The following is a 14,316-nucleotide window of genomic DNA, read 5'->3' as shown; positions in this document are numbered from 1 at the left end:
ATCGACCCGCCGCGCGAGACGATGCCCGTCACGCGCCCCGCGGTCAGCGGGACGTACCGGAGCAGCACGCCCGCATGGACGGTCATGTAGTCGACGCCCTGCTCGCACTGCTCGATCACCGTGTCGCGGTAGATCTCCCAGGTCAGGGCGGTGGGATCACCCTTGACCTTCTCGAGCGCCTCGTAGATGGGCACCGTGCCGACGGGGATCGGCGAGTTCCGCAGGATCCACTCGCGGGTGAGGTGGATGTCCTTGCCGGTCGAGAGGTCCATGACAGTGTCCGCTCCCCAGCGGGCCGCCCACACCATCTTCTCGACCTCGTCGGCGATCGAGGACGTGACCGCGGAGTTGCCGATGTTTGCATTGACCTTCACGGCGAACGCCTTGCCGATGATCATCGGCTCGCTCTCCGGGTGGCGGTGGTTCGCGGGGATGACGGCCCGGCCGCGTGCCACCTCGTCCCGGACGAGCTCGACGGGGAGGCCTTCACGCGTGGCCACGTACGCCATCTCGGGCGTGATGATGCCGGCGCGCGCCCACACGAGCTGGGTCGAGGCGCCGTCGACGGGCTCCGGCCGGGCCCAGTGCGCGCGGGTCCGCGGCAGCCCGACCTCCAGGTCGATCAGGGCGTCCGCGTCGGTGTACGGGCCCGAGGTGTCGTACAGGTCGAGGTGCTCGCCGTTGGTCAGGTCGACCCGCCGGACCGGGATCGTCATCTCCCCGAAGCCGGGCACCCGTTCGGCGCGCTTGGAGCTGCCGCGGATTGGGCCGGTGGACACAGGTGTTGCGCTGCTCTGGGGCATCGTCGTGCTCTCCCTACGCCGGCATTACCCGGACAGGTTCAACGGTCGACGGCCCTAGCCGTCCTCTCAGCCCGCTGGTGCGAGCTCCCGTGCTTGGTGACTGCGCTGGCGATGCTACACGACGGTCCCTGCGATGTCAGACGGCGTCGTCCCCGCGCTCGTTCGTCCGGACCCGCACGACCTCGTCGACGGTCTGCACCCAGACCTTGCCGTCGCCGATCTTGCCGGTGCGCGCGGCGGTCACGATCGTGTCGATGACGTGCGCCACGGTGTCGTCGGTCACGAGGACCTCGACGCGGACCTTGGGGACGAAGTCGATCTGGTACTCCGCGCCCCGGTACACCTCGGTGTGGCCGCCCTGGCGTCCGTAGCCCTGGGCGTCGGAGACCGTGAGGCCGCGCACCCCGATGCTGCCGAGGGCGTCGCGCACGTCGGCGACCTTGAACGGCTTGACGATCGCGGTGACGAGCTTCATCAGGAGACCCTTCCCAGGCTGGAGGTGGCGGTGAACTCGTAGGCGCTCTCGGCATGCTGGCTCGAGTCGAGGCCTTCGTACTCCTCTTCCGGCGTCACGCGCAGCCCGATCGTGGCGCGCAGCGCCCACGCGATGGCGTACGACGCGGCGAAGGCGAAGGCCGAGGCCGCCACCACGCCGAGCAGCTGGTGCCCGAGCTGGGTGAGCCCCCCGCCGAGCAGCAGGCCCTGGTGGGTGACCGCGGGGTTGACGGCGGTCGCGGCGAGCAGGCCGATCGCGAGCGTCCCGATCACGCCGCCGACGTAGTGCACGGCGACGACGTCGAGCGAGTCGTCGTAGCGGAAGCGGAACTTCAGCCGGATCGCGAAGAGGCAGACGACCCCGGCCGTCGCGCCCACCAGGATCGCGGGGACGGGCGAGAGGAAGCCTGCCGCCGGGGTGATGGCGACGAGCCCCGCAACGGCACCGGTGGCCCCGCCGAGGGTCGTCGCCTTGCCGGTGAGCCGCTTCTCGAGCGCGAGCCAGCCGATCATCCCACCGACGCCCGAGAGGTGCGTCGCGAGGGCGGCGCTCGCGGCGAGGTTCCCCGCGGTGAGGGCCGACCCGGCGTTGAACCCGATCCAGCCGAACCAGAGCAGGCCCGCGCCGAGCAGGGTCAGCGGCAGGTTGTGCGGCGCCATCATCTCGCGCGGCCACCCGCGCCGCGGTCCGAGCACGAGGACGAGCGCGAGGGCCGACGCACCCGAGCAGACCTCGACGACCGTTCCCCCCGCGAAGTCGAGCAGTCCGGCCCGCTGGAGCCACCCGTCGGGCGACCAGACCCAGTGCGCGATCGGGGCGTAGACGAGGACCGACCAGACCGCGATGAACGTCACGAACGCGCCGAAGCGCATGCGGTCCGCGGAGGCGCCGCTGATCAGGGCCGCGGTGAGGATCGCGAACATGAGCTGGAACGCGACGAAGGCGAGCGGCGGGACGCTCAGGGGGAGGCCCGGCACAGAGATCTCGGCGTGCGTCAGGCCGACCAGATGAAGTCCACCGATCAGGCCGCCCCCCGCGTCGCGGTCGAACGCGAGGGAGTACCCGACGACGACCCAGGTCACCGAGACGACGGCGATCGTCGCAAAGCTCTGCATGATCATCGCCAGAGCGTGCTTGGACCGGACCATCCCGGCGTAGAAGAAGGCGAGCCCGGGAGTCATCAGCAGGACGAGTGCTGTGCAGACGATGATCCACGCCGTGTCTCCGGCGTCGATCGCAACGGCAGGGGGCAGCAGGTGCATCGGCCCATCTCTCTCGCGTGGCGGCCGGTCGGTCCCTTCCGTGGCTGCGCCGCCCGCGAGCGTACTGGCACCGGACGCCCGATCGCGCAGACCGTCCGTCCCGGCCTGCGCGATCGATGCTCCGCTGGGGGCCGGTTGGTCCCCGTGAGTCGACGACTACCGGCTGATCGCCACCTTGAGCGCCTTGGTCTCCGCGGCGCGGCCGAACGTGTCGTACGCCTCCATCATCTGGTCCAGCTTGAACCGGTGGGTGACGAACTTCTCGGCCTGCAGCTTGTGCTGGGCGACGAGGCTCAGCAACATCGGGGTCGAGCTCGTGCTGACGAGCCCGGTCGTGATCGTGACGTTCTGGATCCACAGGTTCTGGAGCGCCAGATCGACGGACTTGCCGTGCACGCCCACGTTCGCCACGTGACCACCGGGGCGGATCGAGTCGATGCACATCGTGAAGGTCGCCGGAAGGCCGACGGCCTCGATCGCCACGTCGACGCCGAGCCCGTCGGTCAGCGCCAGCACCTGCTCGCGCCAGTCGGCGTCGCCGGAGTTGACCGTGTCCGTGGCGCCGAACGTCCGGGCCAGCTCGAGGCGGTTCGCGTCGAGGTCGATCGCGATGATCCGCGCGGGTCCACGGAGGCCCGCGGTCATGATCGCGGCGAGGCCGACCGGCCCTGCGCCGACGACAGCGACGACGTCGCCGGGGTGGATGTCGCCGTTGAGGACCCCGATCTCGAACCCGGTCGGCAGGATGTCCGAGAGCATGACGCCCTCTTCGTCGCTGACGCCCTCGGGCACCTTGTAGACGGAGTTCTCGGCGTACGGCACGCGGACGAGCTCGGCCTGGGTGCCGTCGATGAGGTGGCCGAAGATCCAGCCCATGCCCGACGCGCCCTCGTCGCCGAGGCAGTGGGAGTACAGGCCCTTCTTGCAGAACGAGCACTTTCCGCACGACTTGATGCACGAGACGATCACGCGGTCGCCGACGCTCAGGTCGGACACGGCGGAGCCGATCTCGACGACCGTGCCGACGGCCTCGTGACCGAGGATCCGGCCGGGCGTCACCGCCGGGACATCCCCCTTGAGGATGTGCAGGTCGCTGCCGCAGATCGTCGTCGTGTCGACGCGGACGATCGCGTCGGTGGGCGACTGGATCGTCGGGTCGGGGACCTCATCCCACGATTTCTGTCCAGGGCCGTGGTAAACGAGTGCCTTCACAGTGCTACTCCTTCAGGAGTGATGTGCCGCCGTCGACTGTGACGGCGATCACCCTCAGTCAATGACCAAGGTCCTACGGCAACCCGTGACCTTGGTCCCGGGTTCCGGGGCCACGGTTGTGCTTCATCCGGAGCCGTCAGCGCCGATGAGGCGCGTCGCCCGCGCCGGGCGGCGCGCCTCGTCGTGCGCGCCGAGCCGTCAGTGCAGCGGCGCCATGGCGACGATGAGCGGGTTCGACGCGAGCGCGGGGAGCGCGCCCGGGTAGCCGACCAGGTAGCCCTGCACCGCATCGGCGCCGAGCGCCGACCAGAGCATCAGGTCGGCCGCGTCCTCGATCCCCTCGACGACGAGCCGGGCACCGCTGCGGTGGGCGAACTCGATGAGCGCCCCGGCCATGGCCCGTCGAAACGGGCTCGAGCCAGCGTGCTGGGTCAGCGAGATGTCGAGCTTGATGATCTCGGGGGCCAGCTGGACGATGTGCTGCAGGCTCGCGATGCCCGCGCCTGCGTCGTCGACGGCGATCTGCACGCCGAGGGCCCGGATCTCGACGAGCCGCTCCTTCATCAGGTGGTAGTCCTCGATGACCGCGTGCTCGGTCACCTCCACGGTGAGCTCTCGCCCGTCGCACGCGCGGACGAGGTCGAGCAGGCCGGGGTGACCGAGGGTCGCGGGCGAGGCGTTGACCGAGAGGCTGACCTCGGCCGGCAGGTCCTCGGCCGCGACGATGGCCGCCGCGATCGCGGCGATCTCGAGCTCGACCCCGCGTCCGACGTGCGCGGCTGCGGCGAACCACAGATCCGGTGTGCGGTAGGGCTGGACGTCGAACCGGGTCAGTGCCTCGACGGCGACCAGTCGCCCGTCCGTGAGCGAGTAGATCGGCTGGAACACGGGGTGGAAGGTCGCGCCGTCGATCACCGCGTCGATCAGGGGGAGCAGGGCACCGTGCGAGCGATCGTCGTGGGGCGTCGAGGTCATCGCCGAGCGGATCTCGGTGGACAGCTGCTGCGCGTCGGCGCGCTGCCGGACGACGAGGGCGAGCGCGGCGACAGCGCCCACCAGGAGGAACATCGCGCCGCGCAGGAGCCAGCCGGCCGTGGTCTGCGGCTCGCCTGCCGGGACGTCGAGAGGCATGGCCGGGCCCGAGAGCACTGTCGCCACCAGCGCCGTCACGACGGCCCCGCGAAGGCCGAACGACAGTGCGGCCAGGATGATCGGGAGGTAGAAGAGGTGCGGCAGGGCCAGCTTGGTGCCGCCGGTCGCGTGGACCAGCAGCCAGATCCCGATCAGCATCGCGACGAGCACAGCCAGCACCAGCACCGCGGGGGCCCGCGCGCCGCGCACGGCGGCGCGGTTGAACAGCGACGCCGAGTCCTGTCGATGCACGGCTGCTTCCACCCGCTTCTCCCTGTCCTGCCACACCGGAGTGCCCCCACGAGCTGCTTGCTGAAGTCCCTATCGGCGTCCCGCGGTCCCGACGTGAGCAGAGTCGCAGTCACGGTCGACGCCCCGTGACCGCCCGGGTGCGTCACGGGAACTGGCCGTCACCCGGGGTCAGGTCGTACGCGCGGCCGGCGGCGCACTCCGCGCTGACGTACGGCTCCGCCATCCGGGGGTACACGTCGCGGTAGTACCTCTGGGCCAGCGCCGCGGCCTGTGCCGGCGTCGCGCCGAGGAACCGGGCGGCGTCCGCGTCCTGCTGCATCGCGAAGCACTCCGCTCTGCCCTCGTCGAACTCCCCGCGCACGTGCATGGCCTCGTGGACGGTGATGTGCACGGCCCGGACCTGGGCGTCGGTCGGGGTCCGCTTGCTGCTGCGCAGCCAGGCGAACAGGTCGTTGCACACCGTGCGCCGCAGGTGGGCGACGTTCTGGCTGTCGGAGAACACGAAGCCGGACGTGGTGCTGAGGTCGACCAGCTCGGGGGTGAAGCGCTGACAGTCGGCGACGGCACCGCGTGACCCGGAGACGTGCACGACGAGCGCCGTGGCCCGGGCCTGCACCCACTGGTGCTTGACCTCGAACGCGCTCGCCGTGACCAGCACGGCGACCCAGACGACGAGCACGCCGGTCGCGAAGCCGCGCGCGGTGTGCCAGTCGCGGCGCAGGATGAGGCTGCGCCGCAGCACGAGAGCCACCAGGAGCGCGACGACCACCGTCAGGACGCCCACGTCCACGCTGGTCTCCTCTGCGTTCGGCACCCGACGGGTGCGCCCGTTGACCTGGCGACCCGACCCTACCCAGGCACGCGCCGACGGGGTCGCGAGTCGCTCTAGGCTCGCCGCATGACCAGCATCTTGTGGCTGCGACGCGACCTGCGCCGCACCGACCACCCTGCGCTGGTCGCGGCGCACGACGGAGCGGGTGCCGGCGGCGTGCTGCCCGTGTTCGTCGTCGACCCGACGCTGACCGCGTCCGCCGGGCCCGCGCACCTGGAAGCGCTGCACGAGGCGCTCAACGGGGCGCGCGCGTCCTTCGACCACGCCGTGGAACGGGACGAGGCCTCGCGGCGCTACGCGGCTTCGCGCGGCTGAGCCGTCGGGGCGGCGTGGGGGACCGACCGAGGGCGCGAGCGGCCAATCCGCGTGAGCGGGTCGCCCGTCGAGGCAGACTGGGGCCATGACCTCTCGCGACCGGATCCTCCGAACCCGGCTGTGGCGCAACGGTGTGCTCGAGACGGAGGACTTCCCGTTCGAGGACGTCTCGGAGTACCTCGGGGAGGCGGACTGCCTCGTCTGGGTCGACCTGTGCGCGCCGGACCCCGACCACCTCGACGAGCTGGCCCGCGAGCTCGGTCTCGTCCCGCAGGCCGTCGAGGACGCCCTGGCGCGGCAGGAACGGGTCAAGTCGATCCGCTACGGGACCCACACGTTCCTCACGGTCTACGCCACGAAGCTCGCGGTCGGCGACGGCGCCGGCACCGATCCCGGTCACGCGCCGACCCTGGAGGTGTCGCGGATCTCCGTGTTCATCTTGCCCCGCGGCATCGTCACCGTCCGGCAGGACCCCGGGTTCGACATCAACGAGGTCGTCAGCCGCTGGGACGAGAACCCCGACCTGCTCAAGTACGGCGTCTCGGCCCTCGTGCACGGGCTGCTCGACGCCGTCGTCGACGGTCACTTCGAGGCCGTGGAGGTCCTCGACGAGGCGATGGAGGGCCTCGAGGACCTGCTGTTCGACGATCGCGCACCGACCACCGAGCTGCAGCGCCAGACGTACCGCATCCGGCGTGACCTCGTGGAGCTGCGCCGTGTCGTGCTGCCGATGCGCGAGGTGGTCAGCGCCGTCGTCCGCCACCGCAAGGACCTGGACGCACCTGCCGAGATGGACCCGTGGTACGACGACCTCTACGACCACGTGCTGCGCGCGTCGGAGTGGACCGAGTCGTTGCGTGACATGGTCACGACCATCTTCGAGACGAACTTGTCGCTCCAGGACGCGCGGCTCAACACCGTCATGAAGAAGCTCACCGCGTGGGCCGCGATCATCGCCGTACCGACCGCCGTCACCGGGTGGTTCGGGCAGAACGTGCCCTACCCGGGATTCGCCCAGCCGTCGGGCTACATCTCCAGTGTCGTCATCATCGTCGGGCTCGGCGTGGGGCTCTACATCTCGTTCAAGCGCCGCGACTGGCTGTAGGGGCCGCTGGGACCTCGGCGTCGGCCGTCCTCGACCTGGCGCATTGACACCTGGATAGATCGCCGTCAATATAGACGCGGTTACATACAGTCACGTCAACGACAGGACCTTTCGTGCCCCAGGTCGACACAGCCGCCGCGCCGACCGCTCAGCGTCGGCTGTCCACGCTCGATCGCCTGCTACCCGTGTGGATCGGCCTGGCGATGATCGGCGGCCTCGCCCTCGGACGATCCGTGCCCGCGCTGGCCGGCGTGCTGGGCCGGATGGAGGTCGGTGGGATCTCGGTGCCCATCGGCCTGGGGCTGCTCGTCATGATGTACCCGGTGCTGGCCAAGGTCCGCTACGACCGGATCGGTGCCGTCACGGGCGACAAGCGTCTGCTCGTCAGCTCCCTGCTGCTGAACTGGGTCGTCGGGCCGGCCCTCATGTTCGTGCTCGCCTGGGTGTTCCTGCCCGACCTCCCCGAGTACCGCACCGGGCTCATCCTCGTGGGACTGGCGCGGTGCATCGCCATGGTCGTCATCTGGAACGACCTCGCGTGCGGCGACCGAGAGGCTGCCGCGGTGCTCGTCGCGATCAACTCGCTGTTCCAGGTCGTCGCGTTCTCCCTGCTCGGCTGGTTCTACCTGACCGTCCTGCCCGGCTGGCTGGGGCTGGACCTCCAGGGTCTCGACGTGTCGGTCGGTCAGATCGCGCTCAACGTCGTCGTCTTCCTCGGTGTCCCCCTCGCGGCCGGGTTCACCTCGCGCTGGATCGGCGAGCGCACGAAGGGGCGCGGGTGGTACGAGGCATCGTTCCTCCCGCGGATCAGCCCGTGGGCGCTGTACGGGCTGCTGTTCACGATCGCCCTCCTCTTCGCGCTGCAGGGCGACGCGGTGACCCACCACCCCCTCGACGTCGTCCGGATCGCGCTGCCGCTGCTGGTGTACTTCGCCGCCATGTGGAGCGTCGGCCTCGCGCTGGGACGGTCGTTGGGCCTGGGCTACGCGCGTTCCACGACCCTGGCGTTCACCGCGGCGGGCAACAACTTCGAGCTCGCGATCGCCGTGGCGATCGGGACGTTCGGCGCGGGATCCGGCCAGGCCCTGGCCGGCGTCGTCGGGCCCCTGATCGAGGTGCCGGTGCTCGTCGGCCTCGTCTATGTGTCGCTGTACGGCGCGCGCCGGTGGTTCAGCGCCGGCGCGCCCACCGCCCGGGCGGCACGAGAGGAGATCCGCGCATGAGCACCCGGTCGGAGTCGTCGCCGGGCGCCGTCGCGCAGCCCGCCGACGCCCGCTGCGCACCTGGGCCCGAGGCGCACGCCATGGGCAACGTGGCGGCAGCGCAGGTCGCGGCGATGCTCAAGGCCCTGGCCGAGCCGCTACGCCTGCGGATGCTGTCCTTCATCACGACGAGCTCGACGGGGGAGGCGTGCGTCTGCGACATCGCGGGCGTCGCCGACGTGTCCCAGCCGACCGTGTCCCACCACCTGAAGGTCCTGAAAGACGTCGGTATTGTCACCTCTGAGCGGCGGGGCACGTGGGTGTACTACCGGGTCGCACCCGAGCTCCGTGACGCCGTCTCGACGCTGCTGCAGTCCTTCGCCCCGAGCGCGCTGGACGCGCACCAGGGCGAGCGAACGCCCCTGACAGGCCTGCGCGACGTGGACGCGGCCTTGAGCCGCGTCAGCGACGACCTGGCCGGGAGGTTCCCGGGCCTGGCCGCCGACGTCGTCCTGCGGACCGTCCGCGAGTCGTACGCGGCGCTCGTGCGCAACGCGGGGGTGCGAGCCCACCTCGTCCCGACGGCCCAGCGGTTCGCGGAACAGCGCCTGACGGACATCGCGCGCGCCGGCGCCGAGCGGACCGCCCGGGTCCCGCAGGTGCTGTTCGTGTGCGTCGCCAATGCCGGTCGCTCGCAGCTGGCAGCGGCGCTGCTGCGGCACCACGCGGGGGATGCTGTGGTCGCACGCTCGGCCGGCTCGTCGCCGGCCGGCGACGTGCACTCGACCGTGCGCCGCCTGCTTGCCGAGCTCGGCGTCGACGTCGAGGCCGGCGAAGCCTTTCCCAAGCCGCTCACCGACGACGCCGTGCGCGCCGCCGACGTGGTCATCACGATGGGCTGCGGCGACACGTGCCCCGTCCTGCCGGGCAAGCGGTACGAGGACTGGGTCGTCGGCGACCCGGCACTGGCCTCGCCCGAGGGGGTGGCCGCAATCCGCGACGACATCGACCGGCGCGTCCGTGGCCTGCTCGCCGACCTCGTGCCCGCCGACACGTCCACGACCATTGACGACCCGTCCACCCACCCGAGGAGCACCCGATGACCGAGAACCCCACCACCACCGAGCTGCCCGACGCCGCGGCGACCCGACCCAGCGTGCTGTTCGTCTGCGTGCACAACGCCGGTCGGTCGCAGATGGCCGCCGGCTTCCTCACGGCGCTGTCCGGAGGTGCCGTCGAGGTCCGTTCGGCCGGTTCCATGCCCGCCGACCAGATCAACCCCGCTGCGGTCGAGGCGATGGGCGAGGTCGGCATCGACATCCGCGCCGAGAAGCCCAAGATCCTGACGACCGACGCGGTCAAGGCGTCCGACGTCGTCATCACGATGGGCTGCGGCGACACGTGCCCGTTCTACCCGGGCAAGCGCTACGAGGACTGGGTCCTGGAGGACCCGGCCGGTCAGGGCGTCGCCGCGGTCCGGCCGATCCGCGACGAGATCCGCACCCGCGTCCTGACGCTGCTCGGCGAGCTCGGGGTGGAGCCGGTCGCGTGACGAGCGCATCCGAGGTGACGGTCGTCCCGCTGACCGTCGAGCACTGGCCGGCCGTGCGCGACATCTATGCCGCGGGCATCGCGACCGGGAACGCCACGTTCGAGTCCGAGCCGCCGAGCTGGGAGCAGTTCGCCGCTGCCAAGCTGCCCGCCCACCGGGCCGTGGCCGTGGACGAGGACGGTACGGTCCTCGGCTGGGTGGCAGCCACCGCCGTCTCCGACAGGTGCGTCTACGCGGGCGTGGTCGAGCACTCGGTCTACGTCCACCCGGATGCCCGCGGTCGGGGTGTCGGACGGACCCTGCTCGAGGCCCTCATCGTCTCGACCGAGGCCGCCGGGATCTGGACGATCCAGTCCGGGATCCTCGCCGAGAACACCGCGAGCCTCGCGCTGCACGCGGCTGCGGGGTTCCGCGTCGTCGGCACCCGTGAGCGCCTCGGCCGGATGGCCTACGGGCCGCTCGAGGGCCAGTGGCGTGACGTCGTCCTGCTCGAGCGGCGCAGTCGCCGCTGACCGACGGAACGTCAGGTCGCGGGGGAGACCTCGAGGTGCACCGACCAGGTCACCGGGAGCCCCGGACGGAGCCACTGGCACCGTCCGTCGGCGCGCGACCCGCTGAGCGCCTCCCGGGAACCGGTCGACGGCTCGAGCGCGACGACCCGCTCGCGTGAGTGCAGACCGGCGTCGACCCACAGTGCGAGGTACGGCACGAGCACCGGCTCCCAGGAGAGCCGGAGCATCGCGCCGTCGGGCGTGAGCAGCCCGGCCCACGACACGGGCAGCTCGGGGTCGACCCAGAACTTCAGCGCCCCGCCGTCGGGGACGGTGTCGACGCGCGCGAGCTCGTCCGTCCACGGCTGACGGCCCTCGACCCCGTAGATCCCGTCCACGTGGAGAACCTCCGGCGGAAGGACGACCCGAGAGCCCGGGGGAGCGACGAGCTGCGGGTGGGCCGCCCACTGGAACGGCACGGGCGTGTCGGCCAGCGCCTCGGCGGTGTAGACGAGCTCGAGGCCGGCACCCGTCGGCTCGACCCGCCGGGAGAAGCGGTAGGGAAGGCTCCGGCCGTCGTAGCCCCAGCTTCCGGCGGCACGCGACGTCCACGGGGTCGTCCACGCCTCGCCGTGGTCGGCCAGCGGCGTGCCGTCGAGGACGTCGGCGTCCACGGTCGGCACGCACTCGTCCCAGCCGCACATCTCGGCGTCCACGAACGAGACAGGGCCACGGGCCGGCGCCGGCAGCGTCGGACCGGGCTGCGCGAGCCACTCCCGGCCGGTTCCGTCGCGCAAGGACGCGATCTTCGCGCCCCGGCCCGGGACGACGAGTGCCGTCAGGCCCGCGCCGCCGATGACGCGTTGCGCCGGCTCGTCGTGCCAGGTCGATGCGTGGGGCAGGAGAGTCACGGGGGTCGGTCTACCAGAAACGAGGCGGCCACGGCACCCGAACGGCCGCGACCCTGCCGCAGTCCGCGCTCCGGCCCACCCGTGGCTCAGACGTCGTACGTCTTGCGATACGCCTTGACCGCGCTGTTGACGGTCGGGAAGAAGTGCTCGGGTCCGAACCTGCTGCCGACGCCGAACCTGACCAGGCGATCCTTGATGGGGCCCTTCATCTCGGCGAACAGCAGGCTGATCCCCCTCCGGTCGAGGTGGTCGTCGAGCTCGACGAGGTCCTCGAGCGCTGTCGTGTCGATCCCGGTGAGGGCCTCCGCCGCGATGATCACGCACCGCACCGGGCCGGGTGCCCTCTCGACCAGGTCGCGGACGAAGGCGTCGAAGACGGCGCCGTTGGCGAAGAAGAGCGGAGCGTCGAACCGGGCGATCACGAGTCCGGGGACCCGCTCGCCCTCCGGGTGCCTGCTCAGGTCGTGGAACCCGGGCACGCCCTCGAGGCTCACGAGCTCGGTGCGGTACGGCTCCCACGCCTGCCGGACGAATGCCAGCAGCGACAGCCCGACGGCCACGATGACGCCCTGCAGCACCCCGATGAAGGCCACCCCGAGAAACGCAGCGACCAGCAGCACGGTCTCCGTGCGGCTCATGCGCGCGAGGCGGACGAGCGTCTTCACGTCCACGAGCGACGCCGCGGAGACGATGACGACCGCGGCCAGCGTGCTGGACGGCAGGTAGGCCGTGACGCCCGGCGCCAGGACCATGAACGCGATGAGGAGGCCGGCGGCCACGACACCGCCGAGCTGCGTGTGAGCCCCTGCCTGCACCGCGACCGGCGTGCGCGAGGTGCTCCCGGACACGGGGAAGCCCCCGAGCAGCCCGGTGGCGGCGTTGGCGACCCCCAGTGCGCCCATCTCCTGGTCGCCGTCGACGGTGTAGCCGCGGCGCGTCCCCAGGGTGCGGGACAGGACGCTCGTGTCCGCGAACGCGATCAGGGCGATGCCGGCGGCGGGCCCGAGCAGGTCCACGACGTCGGCCCAGTGCAGGCCTGACAGCGCCGGCGCGGGCAGACCCTTCGGCAGGGCCCCGACGACCGGCAGGCTGCCGCCCAGCCCGAGGACCGCGGTCGCGCCCGCCGACCCCACGACCGCGAGCAGCACCCCGGGCAGCCGCGAGCGAAGAGCTCGCGGCACCAGGATCACAGCGAGCGACGCGACGCCGATCGCGAGCGCGGGGCCGTTGGCCGCGCCGTCGGACACGCCCTGGACGGTCTGCCCGAGGTAGTCCCAGACGGATCCGCCAGGCACGGAGAACCCGAGCAGCTTGGGCAGCTGGGTCGCGATGACGACCAGAGCGATGCCGTTGAGATAGCCGACCCTGATCGGCTTGGACAGCAGGCCGGTGACGAAGCCGAGCCCGAGCGCCCGGCCGGCGATCAGGATGAGCCCCATGAGCAGGGCGAGCAGCCCGGCGAGCGCGACCGCACGCTCGGAGCCTGCGACGGCGAGCGGCAGGATGGCTGCCGCGATCATGGGCGCGAGCGACGAGTCGGGTCCCAGGACCAGCACCCGCGACGGCCCGAAGACGGCATAGGCGAGCAGCGGCACGATCGTCGCGTAGAGGCCTGTGACGGGCGGGAGTCCGGCCGCCTCCGCATACGCCATCCCCGCCGGGATGACCAGGGCGACGAGAGCGGCACCCGCGGTCAGGTCCGGTCGGAGCCACGACCGTTCATAGCTCCTGACGACGCCCACGGCCGGGATCAGGCGATCGACCTGTCCACGGTCCATGTCGTCAGCGTAGGCCGCACCCGACGCCGGGCACCGGGCGGCCCCGGAAGCAAACGCGGCACGGTGGTGTTGCAGGGTCGTTCGCTGTACCCCCTGGAGAGGAACGCACCGTGTCTGTCGTCGTCATCGGAGCCACCGGCCACCTGGGCCGTCTTGTCGTCGAGAACCTGCTGGAGCGGGGTGTGCCGGCGGCCCAGGTCGTGGCGGTCGGTCGTCGTACGGAGTCGCTGGCGGACCTGGCCGGGCGCGGGGTGCAGGTGCGCCGCGCCGACTTCGCCGACCGCGCGTCGCTCGACGAGGCGTTGCGCGGCGCCGAGTCCGTCCTGCTCGTCTCGGGCAGCGAGGTCGGCCGGCGCGTCGCCCAGCACGCGCAGGTGATCGACGCCGCGGTTGCCGCGGGCGTCCGGCACCTGGTGTACACGAGCGCCCCGCACGCCGACACCGCGCCGCTGATCCTCGCGCCCGAGCACAAGGCCACCGAGGAGCTGATCCGCGCCTCGGGCCTGCCGTTCACGTTCCTGCGCAACAGCTGGTACACCGAGAACTACCTCGGTGACCTCCAGCTGGCCCGCACGACCGGCGAGGTCGTCTCGAGCGTCGGTGCCGGGCGGGTCGCGAGCGCGTCGCGCGCCGACTACGCCGCGGCCGCGGCCGCGGTGCTGACGGGCACCGGGCACGACGGCTCCGTCTACGAGCTGTCGGGTGACACGTCGTGGGACTTCGCCGACCTGGCCGCCGCGATCTCCCAGGTCATCGGCCGGGATGTCGTCTACCGCTCGGTCACGCCGGACGAGCGGCTGACGGGACTGCTCGCCGCCGGCCTCGACGAGGGGACCGCACAGTTCGTCGTCGCGCTCGAGGGCAACACGCGCGACGGCCTGCTGGCGGAGACGACCGGCGAGCTCACCCGTCTGATCGGCCGGCCCACGACGCCACTCGTCGACGGGCTGCGCGCCGCGGTCTGACCCGCATCC

At 71.7% G+C, this 14,316-nt stretch carries 15 protein-coding genes; 7 read left to right on the top strand and 8 right to left on the bottom strand.

Annotated elements, in window-relative coordinates:
• From VFW79_RS11245 to VFW79_RS11220, 6 genes are all read right to left on the bottom strand, one after another.
• Positions 1-803, bottom strand: an 803-nt coding sequence (locus VFW79_RS11245; RefSeq protein WP_329677395.1) for a phosphomethylpyrimidine synthase ThiC, incomplete at its 3' end; no start/stop codon positions are given.
• Between the two features lie 136 nt (positions 804-939).
• On the bottom strand, positions 940-1,278 hold the full coding sequence (locus VFW79_RS11240) for a P-II family nitrogen regulator (protein WP_329677394.1): 339 nt from the start codon (positions 1,276-1,278) through the stop codon (positions 940-942).
• Entirely contained in the window at positions 1,278-2,561 is a 1,284-nt protein-coding gene (locus tag VFW79_RS11235; protein ID WP_329677393.1) for an ammonium transporter, read from the bottom strand. Before VFW79_RS11235 ends, VFW79_RS11240 begins: the two co-directional genes overlap by 1 nt.
• A gap of 156 nt (positions 2,562-2,717) precedes the next feature.
• Positions 2,718-3,773 (bottom strand): zinc-dependent alcohol dehydrogenase family protein, encoded by a 1,056-nt coding sequence (locus VFW79_RS11230; RefSeq protein WP_329677392.1) that lies wholly within the window; start codon positions 3,771-3,773, stop codon positions 2,718-2,720.
• 198 nt (positions 3,774-3,971) lie between these two features.
• Positions 3,972-5,168 carry an EAL domain-containing protein gene (locus VFW79_RS11225; RefSeq protein ID WP_329677391.1) on the bottom strand — a complete coding sequence of 399 codons (1,197 nt, stop codon included), beginning with the start codon at positions 5,166-5,168 and terminating at the stop codon, positions 3,972-3,974.
• Between the two features lie 130 nt (positions 5,169-5,298).
• Positions 5,299-5,946, bottom strand: coding sequence for a hypothetical protein (locus VFW79_RS11220; RefSeq protein WP_329677390.1), 648 nt, complete (start codon positions 5,944-5,946; stop codon positions 5,299-5,301).
• Positions 5,947-6,054: 108 nt separating this feature from the next.
• Here VFW79_RS11220 and VFW79_RS11215 point away from each other — a divergent pair, with 108 nt between their 5' ends.
• The 6 genes from VFW79_RS11215 (at position 6,055) to VFW79_RS11190 (ending at position 10,674) form a co-directional block, all read left to right on the top strand.
• Complete coding sequence (locus VFW79_RS11215; RefSeq protein WP_329677389.1) at positions 6,055-6,303, top strand: deoxyribodipyrimidine photo-lyase; 249 nt, start codon at positions 6,055-6,057, stop codon at positions 6,301-6,303.
• A gap of 85 nt (positions 6,304-6,388) precedes the next feature.
• Complete coding sequence (locus tag VFW79_RS11210) at positions 6,389-7,408, top strand: magnesium transporter CorA family protein (protein WP_329677388.1); 1,020 nt, start codon at positions 6,389-6,391, stop codon at positions 7,406-7,408.
• A gap of 113 nt (positions 7,409-7,521) precedes the next feature.
• Complete coding sequence (arsB, locus tag VFW79_RS11205) at positions 7,522-8,631, top strand: ACR3 family arsenite efflux transporter (protein WP_329677387.1); 1,110 nt, start codon at positions 7,522-7,524, stop codon at positions 8,629-8,631.
• Positions 8,628-9,713, top strand: coding sequence for a metalloregulator ArsR/SmtB family transcription factor (locus tag VFW79_RS11200; RefSeq protein ID WP_329677386.1), 1,086 nt, complete (start codon positions 8,628-8,630; stop codon positions 9,711-9,713). The genes arsB and VFW79_RS11200 overlap by 4 nt, the downstream gene beginning before the upstream one ends.
• Positions 9,710-10,162: an arsenate reductase ArsC gene (locus tag VFW79_RS11195; RefSeq protein WP_329677385.1), complete on the top strand. Its 453-nt coding sequence runs from the start codon at positions 9,710-9,712 to the stop codon at positions 10,160-10,162. Before VFW79_RS11200 ends, VFW79_RS11195 begins: the two co-directional genes overlap by 4 nt.
• Positions 10,159-10,674: an N-acetyltransferase family protein gene (locus tag VFW79_RS11190; protein ID WP_329677384.1), complete on the top strand. Its 516-nt coding sequence runs from the start codon at positions 10,159-10,161 to the stop codon at positions 10,672-10,674. Before VFW79_RS11195 ends, VFW79_RS11190 begins: the two co-directional genes overlap by 4 nt.
• Positions 10,675-10,685: 11 nt before the next feature.
• Here VFW79_RS11190 and VFW79_RS11185 read toward each other — a convergent pair whose 3' ends face one another.
• Positions 10,686-11,564 carry a hypothetical protein gene (locus VFW79_RS11185; protein WP_329677383.1) on the bottom strand — a complete coding sequence of 293 codons (879 nt, stop codon included), beginning with the start codon at positions 11,562-11,564 and terminating at the stop codon, positions 10,686-10,688.
• Between the two features lie 86 nt (positions 11,565-11,650).
• Entirely contained in the window at positions 11,651-13,342 is a 1,692-nt protein-coding gene (locus tag VFW79_RS11180) for a SulP family inorganic anion transporter (protein ID WP_329677382.1), read from the bottom strand.
• A gap of 110 nt (positions 13,343-13,452) precedes the next feature.
• Here VFW79_RS11180 and VFW79_RS11175 point away from each other — a divergent pair, with 110 nt between their 5' ends.
• Positions 13,453-14,307, top strand: a complete 855-nt coding sequence (locus VFW79_RS11175) for an SDR family oxidoreductase (protein ID WP_329677381.1) — start codon at positions 13,453-13,455, stop codon at positions 14,305-14,307.
• The last annotated feature ends 9 nt before the right edge of the window (positions 14,308-14,316 follow it).

It is taken from the genome of Cellulomonas sp. (assembly GCF_036279715.1).
Classification (GTDB): Bacteria; Actinomycetota; Actinomycetes; order Actinomycetales; family Cellulomonadaceae; genus Cellulomonas_A.
Note: the sequence above shows the minus strand (reverse complement) of the source record. Positions and strands in the feature narration are given on the sequence as shown.